A 14968-nucleotide genomic window follows, 5' to 3' on the forward strand; every position below is an offset into this window, starting at 1 on the left:
TTGAGGCCCCCGGACAGCAGACTCTGCGGCACGCGTCCGCGCGCCTCTATTCGTCAGACCCTTGCGTCGATCAAAACGCTCTTGAAACGCAGATTCGCTTCGTACGCCTCGCGACCGAGATCCTTGCCGATGCCCGAGCGCTTGTAGCCGCCCGTCGGGATCATGAAATCGCGGGTGCGCCCATAGCGGTTGACCCACACGGTGCCCGCCTCGATGCGCCGGACCATCCTCAGCGCGCGGCCCAGGTCGGCCGTGTGCAAGCCGGCTGCAAGCCCATAGTCGGGATGATCGGCGAGCGCGAGCGCTTCTTCTTCGCTGTCGAAGGTCTGCAGCGTCAGCACCGGGCCGAAAATTTCCTCGCGCACCGCCTCGGTCGACGACGTGACGCCGGCGAGAATCGTCGGCGCGTAGAACGCACCGGGCGCGTCGGCGCCGGCGTCCTCGCGATGTCCGCCGCAGCGCACGGTCGCGCCGCTCGCGACGCTGCGTGCGACGATCGCGTCGATGCGCGCCGCCTGCGGCTCCGACACGATCGGCGGCAGCGTCGTGCCCTGCGTCCATGTGGCGCCGGCCCGGAGTTCACCGAACAGCCGCACGACGGCGTCGGTCAGTTCATCCGCAATCGATCGCTCGACGAGCAGCCGCGAGCCCGCCACGCAGACCTGCCCCGCATTGGAGGCGATCGCGCCAGCGATGCGGCGCGCGACGTCGGGCAGACGTGGTGCATCCGCGAACACGATCTGTGGACTCTTGCCACCCAGTTCGAGCGTCACGGGCCGGGTGCCGGTTTGCGCGCAGGCGGTCATGATCGCGGCGCCGGTACGCGTCGAACCCGTGAACGTCACCTTGCCGATGCGCGGATGACGCACCAGCGCATCGCCGGTCGTGCGGCCGTCGCCCTGCACGACGTTGAAGATGCCGGGCGGCACGCCCGCTTCGATCGCCAGTTCGGCGAGCCGCAGCACCGAGAACGGCGTCATCTCGGACGGCTTCAGCACGACTGCGTTGCCCGCGGCGAGCGCCGGCGCGATTTTCCACGACGCCATCACCAGCGGAAAATTCCACGGCGCGATCGCGGCGATCACGCCATACGGCTCGGCGATCGTCATGCCGAGATGATCGTGATCGGTTGCGGCGACGTGACCGCCCGTCTTGTCCGCGAACTCCGCGTAGAAGCGGATGCCCTCGGCCGTGAACGGCACGTCCCATTCGTACGCGTCGCGCACCGGACGCGTCGAGCCGAGCGCTTCGAGCGGCGCGAGTGTCGCGGCATCGGCGGCGACGAGGTCGGCGAAGCGCCGCAGGATGCGCGCGCGTTCGCGCGGCGCGGCGCTTGCCCAGCCGCTGGTGCGCCACGCGGTCCATGCGTTTTCCACCGCGCGGTCGACCATCGCGGCATTGGCGAGCGGGACCGACGCGTAGACGATGCCGTCCGACGGCCGCGCTACATCAAGATGCCCGAGCTGCGACGCGGTATCGAACACGCGTTCGCCGCCGATGAAATGGCCGCCGTGCACGGCGATTGCTGCGGGATCGAAACTGTCCATTGCGCGTCCTTGCGATGCCTTCGATCGATCAATCGTAGAACCGCGGCCGCGGCATATTTCGCCGACAAAAAAACGGATTCAGCAGATTCCACGCGTTATCGGCGCTGCGGGGCCGCGTTTTGCGTTGCACCGTCGGCGGATGGCGCCTGTGGCCACAGGACAGAAGGATCGTCCTAGCCAACGGCGCCGGACGGTGAGACAGTCGCGGTATGTATGCTCAGAACAAGGAGGCCGGCGTGCCCGACCCGACAGAGAATCGTGCGATCGTCTACCGTCCATTCACGTCCGACGACATTCCCGTGGCACACGCGCTGTCCACCGCGGTGAAGTGGCGGCATCGCATCGACGACTGGCGTTTTGCGGCCCGCTCGGGTCAGGGCTTCGTCGCGGAAGATGCGGGCGGCGTGATCGGCACGACGCTCGCGTGGAAATTCGATCGCGAGGCCGCGTCGATCGGCATGGTGATCGTCGCGCCGGAACGGCAGGGGCTCGGCATCGGACGCAGGCTGATCGAACTCACGCTGAATGAGCTCGGTCCGCGCATCAAGCTGATCCATGCGACGCCCGCAGGGCTGCCGCTCTGTACGAAGCTCGGTTTTCAGAAGGTGACGACGATCCGCCAGCATCAGGGGGCCGCGTTCCAGCCGCCGCTCGTCTCGCTACCGCCCGGCGAACGGCTGCGTCCGCTCGGTGCCAGCGACGTGCCACGACTCGTCGAACTCGCGTCGCGCGCGAGCGGTGTCGACCGCAGCGCGCTACTGCCGCAGGTGCTCGACGTCGCGAGCGGCATCGCGCTCGACCGTGACGGCGAACTGACCGGCTTCGCGCTGTTCCGCCGCTTCGGCGACGGCCACGTGATCGGCCCGGTCGTCGCGCCGCGCACCGGCGCAACGAGCCGCGCGCGGGCGCTGATCAGCTACTGGCTCGCGCAGAACGCCGGCATGTTCGTGCGGATCGACACACCCGACGACAGCGGGCTCTCCGAATGGCTAGAGGGACTGGGGCTGCCGCTCGTCGACAGTGTCGACCAGATGGTACTGGGCGGGCCGTTACCCGACGACACGCAGTTCCGGCAATTCGCGATCACGAACCAGGCGGTGGGATGACGCCAGGAGCGGCGGCCTAAGACGACTGCGCCGCGCGCCACTCGCGATATGCGGTAAGCGTCGCTTCGTCCGGCGGATAGGTGCCGCGCAGCGGCCGGCCTTCGGCGATGCGCTGCGTGATGAATGCTTCGAGCTGTTCCTGTTCGGTCGCATCGCGCGCGACCTCTTCGGCCATGTCCTTCGGCACGATCACCACACCGTCGACATCCGCGACAACGATATCGCCCGGGTACACCGGCACGCCGCCGCACGCGATCGGCACGTTCATGTCGACCGCGTGATGCTTCGCGAGATTCAGCGGCGCGCTCGCGCCGGCGCACCATATCGGTAGGCCGAGGTCCGCGATCGTGCCGCTGTCGCGTACCGCGCCGTCGGACACCATGCCCGCGACGCCACGCTTTGCGAGCCGCAGCGCGAGGATCGAGCCGACCGACGCGACACTGCGGTCGCCGCGGCAATCCTGCACGAGCACGCTGCCCGGCGGTGCCGACTCGACCGCCTTGCGCTGCGGATGATCCGGGTCCTGGAACACGCCGAGATGATCGAGGTCTTCGCGCGCCGGAATATTGCGCAGCGTGAACGCGGGGCCAACGAGATTCGGTGCACCGGCCGCGGGTTTCACGAGCGGCACGACGCCTTGCAGGAACACGTTGCGCAGGCCGCGCTTGAAAAGCTGGGTCGTCAGCGTCGCTGTGCTGACGTGGCGAAGCTGTTCGAGCGCTGCGGCGCTCACGGGTTGATCGGAGGGGCTCATGTCGTCGGTTCCGTGTGCGTGAGTCAGTGGATTTCCGGCTCGTCGGGGCGGGCTTCGGGATGAGTCGTCGCGGTCAACGGCTCTTCGAGGAAATCGAAATCGCAGCCCTTGTTCGCCTGCATCACGTGCAGTTGATGCATCACACCAAAGCCACGTTCGAAATGGCGTTTGGGCGGTTGCCACGCCGCCTTGCGCGCGGCGAGTTCGTCGGCATCGATGTCGAGATGCAGCCGGCGCGCAGGCACGTCGAGTTCAATGATGTCGCCGTCCTTCACGAGCGCGAGCGGCCCGCCGATGAACGATTCCGGCGCGACGTGCAGCACGCAGGCGCCGTAGGCCGTGCCGCTCATCCGCGCATCCGAGATCCGGACCATGTCGCGCACGCCCTGCTTCAACAGCTTCTGCGGAATCGGCAGTTGGCCCCACTCAGGCATGCCCGGCGCGCCGACCGGCCCCGCGTGCTGCAGCACGATCACCGAATCGGCGGTGACGGCAAGGTCTTCACTGTCGATGCGCGCGGCCATGTCGTTGTAGTCGCGGAATACGACCGCTGGCCCGCGATGCGTGCGCAGATGCGCCTCCATCGCCGCCGGTTTGATCACGGCGCCGTCCGGCGCGAGGTTGCCGGTCAGCACCGCGAGGCCATCGCGTTCGACAAGCGGATTCGTGCGGCGGCGAATCACGTCGTCGTTGAAGATCCCGGCGCCCGCGATATTCTCCGCGAGCGTGCTGCCGTTCACGGTGTGCTGCGTGCCGTCGATGAGATCGCCCAGTTCGGCAAGCAGTGCGCGCAGTCCGCCCGCGTAAAAGAAATCTTCCATCAGGTACTGACCCGCGGGACGCACGTTTGCGAGCACCGGCGTGATGCGCGCGAGTTCGTCGAAGCGCGCGGTGGTCAGATCGATGCCTGTGCGCCGCGCGATCGCGACCAGGTGCACGATCGCGTTGGTCGAACCGGACATCGCGAGCACGGTCGTCACCGCGTTGTCGAACGACTTCGCGGTGAGGATGTCCTTCGGCTTCAGATCGGTCCACACCATCTCGACGATGCGCTGCCCCGTCAACGACGCGAACTGCGCGTGCCGCGAATCGGCGGCCGGAATCGACGAGAAACCCGGTAACGTCAGGCCGAGCGCTTCGGCTGCGCTCGTCATCGTCGACGCGGTGCCCATCGTCATGCAGTGTCCCGGCGAACGTGCAATCCCGCTTTCGATGCCCTTCCACTCCGCCTCGGTGATCTTGCCCGCGCGCAGTTCGGCCCAGTATTTCCACACGTCGGAACCGCTGCCGAGCGTGCGGCCGTTCCAGTCGCCGCGCAGCATCGGGCCGGCCGGCAGATAGATCGCCGGCAGGTTCATGCTGATCGCACCCATCAGCAGGCCGGGCGTGGTCTTGTCGCAGCCGCCCATCAGCACGCAGCCGTCGAACGGATAGGACTTCAGCAACTCCTCGGTTTCCATCGAGAGGAAGTTGCGGTAGAGCATGGTGGTCGGTTTCTGGAACGGCTCGGCGAGCGTCATCACCGGCATCTCGACCGGAAAACCGCCCGCCTGCCAGACGCCGCGCTTGACTTCCTCGACGCGCTGTTTGAAGTGCGTGTGGCACGAGTTGATCTCGCTCCACGTATTGACGATCGCGACGACCGGCTTGCCCATGTAGTCGGACGGGTGATAGCCCATCTGCGCGGTACGCGAGCGGTGACCGAACGAACGTAGATCGTTCACGCCGTACCAGCGATGGCTTCGCAGTTGCTCGGGTGTTTTGCGGTTCGAAGACAAGGCAATCCTCCGTGACAGTTCCTGATCATTTCCGGCAGCGCTATCGTCCGGGTGGATGGTAGCGCTATCGTCGACAGGCGTCATCTGGGGATACCCGCTCAGCTTCGCCCGCTTCCCTGCGGCTCGAAGTGTTCGACGAGAAAGTCGATAAACGCCCGCGTTCTCGCAGGCTGGTTCTGCCGCGTCGGATAGTAGACGAACAGGTCCGCATCGGGCAGCACGAAATCCGGCAACACGACCTTCAGCCGGCCGCTCTTCAGATATTTCGCGAGATCCCATTCGGAGCGGATCAGGATGCCGTGCCCATCGAGCGCCCAGCCAAGCACGATGTCGCCGTCGTTACTCGACAGATTGCCGTGCACCTTCACCGCCTCGCTGTGCCGGTCCTGGACGAAACGCCAGATGCCGTACGCGTCGTCGTTCTGTCGATGAATGATGCAGCGATGGCTTGCGAGATCGGCGGCATTCGACGGCGTGCCGTGACGTTCAAGATACGCGGGCGACGCGCAGAGAAAGCGCCGGTTCGACATGATGCGGCGCGCGTTGAGCCGCTGGTCCGGCAATTCGCCGAAACGGATCGCGAGATCGAAGCCGTGTTCGACCAGATCGATCGGCCGGTCGGTGACTTCGAACTGCACTTCGACATCCGGGTATCGCTTCGCAAACTTCGACACGAGCGGCGCGATCGTCGTGCGCCCGAAGCCGAGCGTCGCGTTCACGCGCAGCAGCCCACGCGGCGTTGCGCGGCTGCTCGCCACCGCGTCTTCCATCTCCTGCACCTGCGCGAGGATGCGCGTCGCGTGCTCGAGGTAGGTCTCGCCTTCGGCGGTGAGGCTGACGGTGCGCGTCGTCCGGTTGACGAGCCGCACGCCGAGCTTTTCTTCCATCTGCGCGAGCCGCCGCGTTGCGGCAGGCGGCGTCAGATCGAGCGCGCGTGCCGCGGCCGACAGGCTCTCGTAGCGCGCAAGCAGCACGAAAAAAGCGAAATCGGACGTGATGTCAGTTTTCACAAAAAGTGAAATATCAAGTGAATCTGGCTGAATTCTAACGTGTCCTTCAAGACGTAATCTGACGATCTTTCATCGCTTTGATGCGCGCCCACCGCGCAGCCGTCCTGAGGAACAGAAATGAAGATTGTCGAAATCCGCGAAAAAACCGTACCGATCAACTCGTCGATCCGCAACGCGTACATCGACTTCAGCAAGATGACATTGAGTCTCGTCGCCGTGGTGACCGATGTGATCCGCGACGGCAAGCCGGTGATCGGCTACGGCTTCAACTCGAACGGCCGCTACGGCCAGGGCACGCTGATGCGCGAGCGTTTCATTCCGCGCGTGCTTGCCGCCGATCCGGCATCGCTCGTCGACGACAGCGGCGACAACCTCGATCCCCACAAGATCTGGGCGACGATGTTCAGCAACGAGAAGCCCGGCGGTCACGGCGAGCGTTCGGTCGCGATCGGCACGATCGACATGGCCATCTGGGACGCAGTCGCGAAGATCGCCGGCAAGCCGCTGTTCCAGCTGCTCGCGGACCGCTACGGCAACGGCGTGCCGGACCGTAAGGTGTTCGTCTACGCGGCCGGCGGTTACTACTACCCGGGCCAGGACATGCGCAAGCTGCAGGACGAGATGCGCAGCTATCTGGACCGCGGCTATACGGTCGTGAAGAAGAAGATCGGCGGGGCGTCGCTCGACGACGATCTGCGCCGCATCGACGCGGTCATGGAAGTGCTGCAGGACGGCCAGAAGCTCGCGGTCGACGCGAATGGCCGCTTCGATCTCGACACCGCGATCCAGTACGCGAAGGCGCTGTCGCAGTACGACCTTTTCTGGTACGAGGAGCCGGGCGATCCGCTCGACTTCGAATTGCAGGCCGCGCTGCGCAACTACTACGACAAGCCGATGGCCACCGGCGAAGACCTGTTCTCGATGCAGGACGCGCGCAACCTGATCCGTTACGGCGGCATGCGCGCGGACCGCGACTGGCTGCAGTTCGACTGCGCGCTCAGCTATGGCCTCGTCGAATACCTGCGCACGCTCGACATGCTGCATCAGCACGGCTGGTCGCGTAAGCGCTGCATTCCGCACGGCGGTCACCAGATGTCGTTGAATATCGCGGCCGGTCTGGGCCTCGGCGGCAACGAGTCGTACCCCGATCTGTTCCAGCCGTTCGGCGGCTTCCCGGACGGCATCCAGGTCGACAACGGCTATATCACGATGCCGGATCTGCCGGGTATTGGATTCGAAGGTAAGAGCGATCTGTATCGCGAGATGCGGATGATTGCGGAGTAGGTATGTCTGCCCGGATGACGTGAGTGCAGCGGGTCGGGCCGCGGATAAGGAGACACTGTTATGCAGAGAATAAAAACAACCCTCTCGAAGCTCTACGTTCAGGTGCTGATCGGCATCGTCATCGGCGTGATCGTCGGGCACGTCAGCCCCGATTTCGGCACGCAGATGAAGCCGCTCGGCGACCTCTTCATCAAGCTGATCCGGATGCTGCTCGCGCCGATCATCTTCGCGTCGGTGGTGGTCGGCATCGCGCGGATGAACGACATCCACGAGGCCGGCCGCGTCGGCATCAAGGCGCTCTTCTACTTCGAAATCGTGTCGACGTTCGCGCTCCTGATCGGGCTCGTGGTCGTCAATCTGCTGAAGCCCGGCGCCGGGATGAACATCGATCCCGCGCAGATCGACGCTTCCGCGATCGCGAGCTACACGCACATCGCGAAAGAGCACGGGATGCTCGATTTCTTCATGAACATCGTGCCGACGACGGTCGTCGGCGCGTTCGCGAACGGCAACATGCTGGCGGTGATTTTCTTCTCGGTGCTGTTCGCCATCGCGCTCGCGCAGCTCGGCAAACGCACCGCACCGCTCGTCGACATGCTCGACATGTTCCTGCAAGGGATGTTCGGCGTCGTCCGGATCGTCATGCACGTCGCGCCGATCGGTGCGTTCGGCGGCATCGCGTTCACGGTGGGGCGCTACGGGATCGGCACGCTGAAGTCGTTCGGCGAATTGATGTTCTGTGTGTACCTGACGTCGATCGTGTTCATCGTGATCGTGCTCGGCGCAATCATGCGGCTGTGCGGACTGTCGCTGTGGAAGTTTCTGCGCTACATCAAGGATGAAATCCTGATCACGTTCGGCACCGCGTCGACCGAAGCCGTGTTGCCGCAGATGCTCGTGAAACTCGAACAGCTCGGCTGCCGGCGTTCGGTCGTCGGCATGGTGCTGCCGACCGGCTACACGTTCAACGCGGACGGCACGTCGATCTACCTGACGATGGCGGCCATCTTCGTCGCGCAGGCGATGAACATTCCGCTAACGATATGGGACCAGTTGCTCGTGCTCGGCGTATTGCTGCTGACGTCGAAAGGCTCGGCGGGCGTCGCGGGAGCGGGCTTCGTCGCACTGGCCGCGACGCTCGCGTCGATGCACCGGATTCCCGTCTCGGGGCTCGTGCTGCTGCTCGGCGTCGACCGTTTCCTGAACGAGGCGCGCGCGGTCACGAACCTGATCGGCAACGGCGTCGCGACGCTCGCGGTGGCCCGCTGGGAAGGCGCGCTCGATCGTGCGACCGCGAAAGCGGTGCTGGACGGCACGCTGCGGCCCTCGGCGCTAGAACGCCCGGACAGTGGCAGCGGCGCGCTCGATGCCGCACGGGCACACACGCACTGACGCACAGGTTTTTTTCGCCCGGACACTCAAGTCGGGCAACTGAAGTGCCGTTGTTAACAGAGGCAAAGTACCAGAGGCAACGTACTTGCCTCGGATCATTTGCCCGGGGCAGTCTTTTCACCCACCCTTGACCTGCCCCGACATGTTTTCACGCCTATCCATTTCTGCCCGTCTGCGGGCCACCATGGTCCTGCTCGGCGCGTTGATCGTCGCGATCGGCCTGCTCGCGCAGTTCGACATGCATAACTCGAGCGACGAACTCGACTACGCGTATTCCAACCAGTTGTCGTCGTCGATTGCGGTCGGCAAGGCGAACCTGAACCTGACGATCGTGCGCACGACGCTCGACCGCGTGCTGCTGCATCCGGAAGCGCCAGACACGCAACAACTGATCGACAAGGCGCTCAACTACCTCGCGATTTCGAACCGGGCGTGGCGCGACTACAGCACGCAGCCGCACGAGCCCGACGAGCAGCCACTCACGGACGCGGTCACCACCGCCCGCACGGCACTCGTCCAGCAGGCGATCACACCGATGATCGACGCGCTGAAGCAAGGCGATCACGCCACCGCCGACGATCTCGCGATGAAGCGCGTGCCGCCACTGTCCGTCGCGCTCACCAAAAGTTCGGATGCGCTCGCCGCGTGGAAAGTGGACAGCGGACAGCGCGCGTTCAACGCGGCGCAGCAGCGCTTTCACACGCTGCGTATCGTCGCGGGCGTGCTGATCCTGCTGGGCCTCGTCGCGTGTGTCGCGTCCGCGCTCGGCCTGCATCGCGCGATCTCGGCGCCGCTCACAAACGTGCTGGAGCACCTGCGGCGGATCGCGATCGGCGATCTGACCGGCCGGCTCGACGCGCGCTCGCACGACGAAATGGGCAAGCTCGTCGAGGGGCTGAAGACGATGCAGCGCAGTTTGACGGACACCGTGCGCAACGTGATGCACAGTTCGGAGTCGATCGTCACCGCGACGCGGCAGATCGCGGCGGGCAACGACGACCTGTCGCAACGCACCGAGGAACAGGCCGCGTCGCTGCAGCAGACCGCAGCGAGCATGGCGCAGCTCACGTCCACGGTGAAGCAGAACGCCGATCATGCGCGCGAAGCGCAGACGCTGACCGGCAACGCGAACGACATCGCGGTACGCGGCGCAACGGTGGTCGGCAACGTCGTCGACACGATGGGCGAGATCGACCGCAGCTCGCAGAAAATCGCCGACATCACCGGCGTGATCGAGAGCATCGCGTTCCAGACGAACATCCTCGCGTTGAATGCGGCTGTCGAAGCAGCGCGCGCGGGCGATCAGGGACGTGGCTTCGCGGTCGTCGCGGGTGAAGTGCGCTCGCTCGCGCAGCGGGCAGGCACCGCCGCGCGCGAGATCAAGGAGCTGATCGGCAGTTCGGTGGAGCGGGTCAACGCGGGTGCGCGGCTCGTCGGCACGGCCGGCGAAACGATGCAGGAAATCCGTCAGGCGATCGCGCGCGTCACGGCGATCATGAACGAGATCGCCGCGGCGTCGGACGAGCAGCGCGACGGGATCGAGCAGGTCAATCACGCGGTGTCGCAGATGGATCAGGTGTCGCAGCAGAATGCCGCGCTGGTCGAAGAAGCCGCCGCTGCCGCCGCCGCGCTGGATGGGCAGGCGAATTCGCTACGGCAGGCGGTGTCGGTGTTCAGGCTGTCGGCATAACCGCCGAAACAAGGCCGCTTAAGCGGCATCTTCCTCCGACCGGTCCAGCATCCGCATCGCCGCTTTCTCCGCATTCGCGACGTGCAGGCTCGCTGCCTCGCGCGCCGCGTCGCTGTCGCGTGCCTTTAGCGCCTTGTACAGCTTGTCGATTTCGCGCAGGCTGGTGGGCAGCCGGTCGGGGTGCATCAACGACGTCGCGCGCAGCAGGTTCACGCGCGAATAGAGACTGGTCAGCACTTCCTTGACGAGCGCATTGCCGCAGTTGTCGAGCAGCACGTCGTACAGTTCGGTCTTCGCCTGCAGCACGCCGGCCTGGTGTTGCGCGGTCGCTTCCGCGCGCAGTTTCTTCGCCGCCTGGCCGAACTGCTCGATGGCCTGCTCGCTCGCGACCCGCGCAAACTCTTGCGCAGCAAATCCTTCAAGCAATCCGCGCAACGCGTACAGCTCGTGCGCGTCTTCCTTCGACATGATCGCGACCACCGGCCCCTTGTGCGGCACGTTGCGCACCAGCTTCTCGGCCTCCAGCCGGCGCAGCGCTTCGCGCACCGACGTGCGGCTCACGCCAAGCGACTCGCACAATTCGCGTTCGACGAGCCGCGCCCCCGGCGCATAATGCCCGGTCATGATCGCCTGCCGCAGTACGTTCTCAACCCGGTGACGCAGCGTTTCGGGTCGCACGAGGCCTAGATCTTCCGACATTATTGTATTCCCGTCAGACAATAGTTCATCCGGATGATACAAGAATCCATCGGCGCTGACGAACTATTGACCGTCGTGCCGGTGGCACGCGCCCGCCCTATCCGGCTCGGGCCACCGCCGCCCGATCAAGCGCAGCTTCGACGAGCGGCGCCGCCTCGATCGCACCGTGAATGCCGAGCGTGCTCGCGATCTCCAGCACCTCCATGATCTCCCCGGCACTCGCGCCGTAACGCAGCGCGTTGCGCATGTGCAGCTTGAGACCCGGCACGTATAGATGCGTCGCGGCCGCGTCGAACGCGCAGTACATCAGCTCCTTGACTTTCGGCTCCAGCACGCCCGTGCGCCACGGCACCGACGAGAACTCGACATAGCCGTCGAACAGGTCCGGGTCCAGTTCGAGCAACCCTTCCCATGATGCATGCCAGTAGCCACGGTTCTCGATGAAGCGCTGCTTCGACGCCTCACGGCGCGCGTCGAGCGGCTCGGCCTCAGTGCGCAGGCCCTCCTCCTGCAGAACCTCGAGCAACACCGGCACGCCGACGTTGGCCGCATGAATACCGACCGTGCTCGCGAGTTCGAGCACCTCGACCAGTTCCTCGCGGGTCGCACCGAACGATACGGCCGCGTCGAGATGCTGCCGCACGCCCGGCAGATACAGATGCGTGGCCGCCGCGCACACCGTGATCGCGACGAACGCCTTCACCTTGTCGTCCAGATATCCGTGACGCGACGGCACGCCGGAAAACTTCAGGTACGCGTCGACGAATTCCGCATCGAGCCGCAGCAGGCTTTCCCACCGCGCGTCCCATGTGCGATGGGTCCGGATAAACGCTGCCTTCATCTGCTGTTGCCGTTCGCCGAGGCTCATGGTCACTTCGCCGCGCCGGTCGTACGCAAGTAGGTTTCCTCCGGCACCTCTTCCGCCCACACCGTCTTGCCGAGCGACGTCGCCGTATGAACCATGTAGCTGCTAGTCGCAGCTCCGTGCCAGTGTCGTTCGTGCGCGCCGATCCACACAACGTCACCCTGGCGGATCATCTGCGGCTCGCCGCCTTCGACACAGATCCAGCCGCAGCCCGACGTGACCTGCAGCACCTGCCCCTGCTCGTGGTGATGCCAGTACGTGCGTGCGCCCGGCGAAAAGAACACGTTGCCGATCGTCACCGTGTCGGTGGTCGGCATGATCGGATCGGCGTAGACGACGCCGCTGAACGTGGCCGAACGTTGCTCCGATGCGGCGCCTTCCTGGCGCCCGTGAAATACCTTCATGTCCCGCTCCTTTTCAATGACTGGATTCGTGAAGCCGCACGCCGCCGGACACATCGCCGATCGCATCGACGACCCGGTTGCTGATCGCGTCGCCGTAGCCGAGCGCCGTCGCGAGCCCGAAGCTCGCGAGCGGTCCCGACGAATTCAGTGATGCCACGCCGAGTTCGCGTGCGCGTTCGATGTACAGCACGACGTCTTTCGTCATCAGCTTGCTGGTCAGGCCGCCTTCCAGATAATCGCCGTCGACGATCTTCGGAAAACGGTTCAGCGTCGCGAAGTTCACACCGCTGCTGCTGTTCAGCACGTCGAGCAGTTTGTGCAGGTCGAGTCCGGCCTGCTTGCCCGCGACCATCACTTCCGCCGTTGCGGCGAGACTCACCGCGTTCAGGAAGTTGTTCAGCAGCTTCGTCGTGTGGCCCGCGCCGCTGTCGCCCATCGTCACGACCTTCGACGCGATCGGCTTGAATACCCAATCGATCGCCTCGATCGCGGTCGCGTCGCCGCCGACCATCAATGTGAGCGTGCCCTTCTCCGCCGCCGCTGCGCCACCCGAGATGCCGGCATCGACGTACTGGATGCCCGCCTGCTGTGCTCGCGCATGCAGCCGGATCGTCGAACTTGCGGCGGCTGTGCTCAGATCGACGACGATCTGTCCGCGACGGCCATGCGCAAGCACGCCGCCGCTACCTTCGATCACCGCCTCGACGACCTTGCTGTCCGGCAGCGACAGCAGGATCACGTCGGCGAATGCGACCACCTCCGCGATCGACGCAGCGGCTCGTGCGCCCGCGGCTTGCGCGCGGCCCGGCGCAGCGTCATAGCCGAGCACGTCGAAGCCTGCGTCGACGAGCCGTTTTGTCATCCGGCCGCCCATATTGCCGAGGCCGATGAATCCAATGCGTTCCCTGTTCATGGTGTTCCCTATTGCTTAACTCATGCATCACTCATGCATGCTTCAAATCAGAAATCGACGTCCTTCGTTTCCGGTCCCATCAGCGCACCGATCATGCCGATCAGCCCGCCGATGCACAGCAGCACGACCGGCGTCACGCGCAACGGCATCAGCGCGCCGAGCCAGTTCATGTAGAACGCGTAGAACGACGGGATGATCACGGACAGACTGAAGCCGACGCCGAAGCCGGTCGCGCGCACGTCGGTGACGAAGCGCTCGTTGATATACGTGACGATCACGCCCCACGGCGACGTGACGAGTACCGCAAGCACGCAGACGAGCGCAATGATCGCGGGCAAGCTGAGACCGTCGGAGGTCGACAGTACGTACATCAGTGCCGCACCCACCGTCGCGATCAGCGGACCGACGATCACGAAGAACCGGCGCCGGCCGATCCGCTGACCGATCAACCCCGACGCGATGTAGCTGAAGAACAGCACGAAGTACGTGACCATCAGCGTCAGTGTCATCTCGAAGCCGGTCAGATGCAGCGTGTGTATCAGCAGGCCCGTGGGCAGGAAAATCGTGATGATGTTCTGCGTGAGCCAGAAGCCCGTCATCAGCAGCAGCACCTGCACCAGATTGCGTGCGCTTTTGCCTCGCAGCAGGTCGGACAGCGGCAGCTTTTCGACCACGGGCTTGTCGCTGGCGTCGCTCTTCCACACTTCGGATTCGGCGACCTTGTGGATGTAGTAAAGCGCCAGAAAACCCGCGAGCACCGCGCCGATCACGAACGGCACGCGCCAGCCCCACTGCGCATAGGGCGAGTGCAGACCATTCAACGGCGTGATGACGAACATCAGCATCGCGACGAGATTGATCGTCACGTACGCGGCTGGAAAGCCGGCGATGATGAAGCCGCCGACGAAGCCTCGCTGCGCTTTCTTCGAATACTCGATCGCAAGCGGCATCGCTCCGGTGTAGCCGCCGCCGAGAAAAATCCCGTCGACGAAACGCAGCAGCACGAGCAACCAGTACGACAGGATGCCGATGCTTTCATAGCCTGGCAGCAACGCGATCAGCAGCGTAACGACGCCGAAGCCGCTCACCGAATAGATCGATGCCTTACGCCGTCCGACCTTGTCCGCGATCATGCCGAACAGCAACGCGCCGACTGGACGCCCAAGCAGCGTCGTGATGAACACGAGCGACGCGAGAATCGTCTCCATGCCGCCTGTCAGATGCGGCGGCTGGAAAAAGAACAGCACCGGCGACAGCACGACCACCGGCAGGTAGATGTCGAACATGTCGATGAATTCGGAAAAGAACGCGCCTTTGATTGCGCTGCGCCGCTTTTCGTCGATCGACCTTTCTGCTTCGCTTTGGGCTATTTCGCCTGCGGTTAGTGTCTTCATGTTTGTGTCTCCTTATATCTTGCTTTTGATTCAGAATTCAGTGGGTAGCAAGCCATTAATGGTTTGCCACCAAGCCGGTTGGCAGCCGTGGCGCAGCTTGTGTCTCCTGCGAGTTTCAAGCTCCGTCGACAG

13 protein-coding genes are annotated in these 14968 nt (G+C 64.7%); 4 read left to right on the plus strand and 9 right to left on the minus strand.

The genetic code is table 11. The features are described from left to right. Positions 1-53: 53 nt before the first annotated feature. Complete coding sequence (locus tag ACREXZ_RS28395) at positions 54-1547, minus strand: aldehyde dehydrogenase family protein (protein ID WP_431767460.1); 1494 nt, start codon at positions 1545-1547, stop codon at positions 54-56. Between the two features lie 236 nt (positions 1548-1783). Between ACREXZ_RS28395 and ACREXZ_RS28400 the strand changes: the two genes are divergently transcribed. Further along, the gene (locus ACREXZ_RS28400) at positions 1784-2653 is read left to right on the plus strand and encodes a GNAT family N-acetyltransferase (RefSeq protein ID WP_431767461.1); all 870 of its coding nucleotides are present in this window, start codon (positions 1784-1786) and stop codon (positions 2651-2653) included. Positions 2654-2669: 16 nt separating this feature from the next. Here the strand turns inward: ACREXZ_RS28400 and ACREXZ_RS28405 are convergent, their stop codons facing one another. From ACREXZ_RS28405 to ACREXZ_RS28415, 3 genes are all read right to left on the minus strand, one after another. Beyond that, the gene (locus ACREXZ_RS28405) at positions 2670-3407 is read right to left on the minus strand and encodes a ribonuclease activity regulator RraA (protein ID WP_431767462.1); all 738 of its coding nucleotides are present in this window, start codon (positions 3405-3407) and stop codon (positions 2670-2672) included. Between the two features lie 23 nt (positions 3408-3430). Further along, a complete protein-coding gene (gene araD / locus ACREXZ_RS28410) occupies positions 3431-5185 on the minus strand; it encodes an L-arabinonate dehydratase (RefSeq protein ID WP_431767463.1) in 1755 nt (584 codons plus the stop codon). Positions 5186-5283: 98 nt separating this feature from the next. Continuing rightward, positions 5284-6195, minus strand: a complete 912-nt coding sequence (locus tag ACREXZ_RS28415; RefSeq protein ID WP_431767464.1) for a LysR family transcriptional regulator — start codon at positions 6193-6195, stop codon at positions 5284-5286. A gap of 117 nt (positions 6196-6312) precedes the next feature. On the opposite strand from ACREXZ_RS28415, the gene ACREXZ_RS28420 reads away from it, so the two are divergent. The 3 genes from ACREXZ_RS28420 to ACREXZ_RS28430 all read left to right on the plus strand — a co-directional run bounded on the left by ACREXZ_RS28420 (position 6313) and on the right by ACREXZ_RS28430 (position 10561). Continuing rightward, positions 6313-7479, plus strand: a complete 1167-nt coding sequence (locus tag ACREXZ_RS28420; protein WP_431767465.1) for a mandelate racemase/muconate lactonizing enzyme family protein — start codon at positions 6313-6315, stop codon at positions 7477-7479. A gap of 60 nt (positions 7480-7539) precedes the next feature. Then, positions 7540-8871: a C4-dicarboxylate transporter DctA gene (dctA, locus tag ACREXZ_RS28425; protein WP_431767466.1), complete on the plus strand. Its 1332-nt coding sequence runs from the start codon at positions 7540-7542 to the stop codon at positions 8869-8871. A 142-nt stretch (positions 8872-9013) separates the two neighbouring features. Beyond that, the gene (locus tag ACREXZ_RS28430; protein ID WP_431767467.1) at positions 9014-10561 is read left to right on the plus strand and encodes a methyl-accepting chemotaxis protein; all 1548 of its coding nucleotides are present in this window, start codon (positions 9014-9016) and stop codon (positions 10559-10561) included. Between the two features lie 18 nt (positions 10562-10579). Here ACREXZ_RS28430 and ACREXZ_RS28435 read toward each other — a convergent pair whose 3' ends face one another. From ACREXZ_RS28435 to ACREXZ_RS28455, 5 genes are all read right to left on the minus strand, one after another. Next, complete coding sequence (locus tag ACREXZ_RS28435) at positions 10580-11260, minus strand: GntR family transcriptional regulator (RefSeq protein ID WP_431767468.1); 681 nt, start codon at positions 11258-11260, stop codon at positions 10580-10582. Between the two features lie 97 nt (positions 11261-11357). Continuing rightward, positions 11358-12128: a carboxymuconolactone decarboxylase family protein gene (locus ACREXZ_RS28440; protein ID WP_431767469.1), complete on the minus strand. Its 771-nt coding sequence runs from the start codon at positions 12126-12128 to the stop codon at positions 11358-11360. 2 nt (positions 12129-12130) lie between these two features. Next, positions 12131-12529: a cupin domain-containing protein gene (locus ACREXZ_RS28445; RefSeq protein ID WP_431767470.1), complete on the minus strand. Its 399-nt coding sequence runs from the start codon at positions 12527-12529 to the stop codon at positions 12131-12133. 13 nt (positions 12530-12542) lie between these two features. After that, the gene (locus tag ACREXZ_RS28450) at positions 12543-13442 is read right to left on the minus strand and encodes an NAD(P)-dependent oxidoreductase (RefSeq protein WP_431767471.1); all 900 of its coding nucleotides are present in this window, start codon (positions 13440-13442) and stop codon (positions 12543-12545) included. 47 nt (positions 13443-13489) lie between these two features. Beyond that, a complete protein-coding gene (locus ACREXZ_RS28455; protein WP_431767472.1) occupies positions 13490-14836 on the minus strand; it encodes an MFS transporter in 1347 nt (448 codons plus the stop codon). Positions 14837-14968: the final 132 nt, after the last annotated feature.

Source organism: Paraburkholderia sp. (assembly GCF_050742655.1).
In the GTDB taxonomy this organism is placed as follows: Bacteria; Pseudomonadota; Gammaproteobacteria; order Burkholderiales; family Burkholderiaceae; genus Paraburkholderia.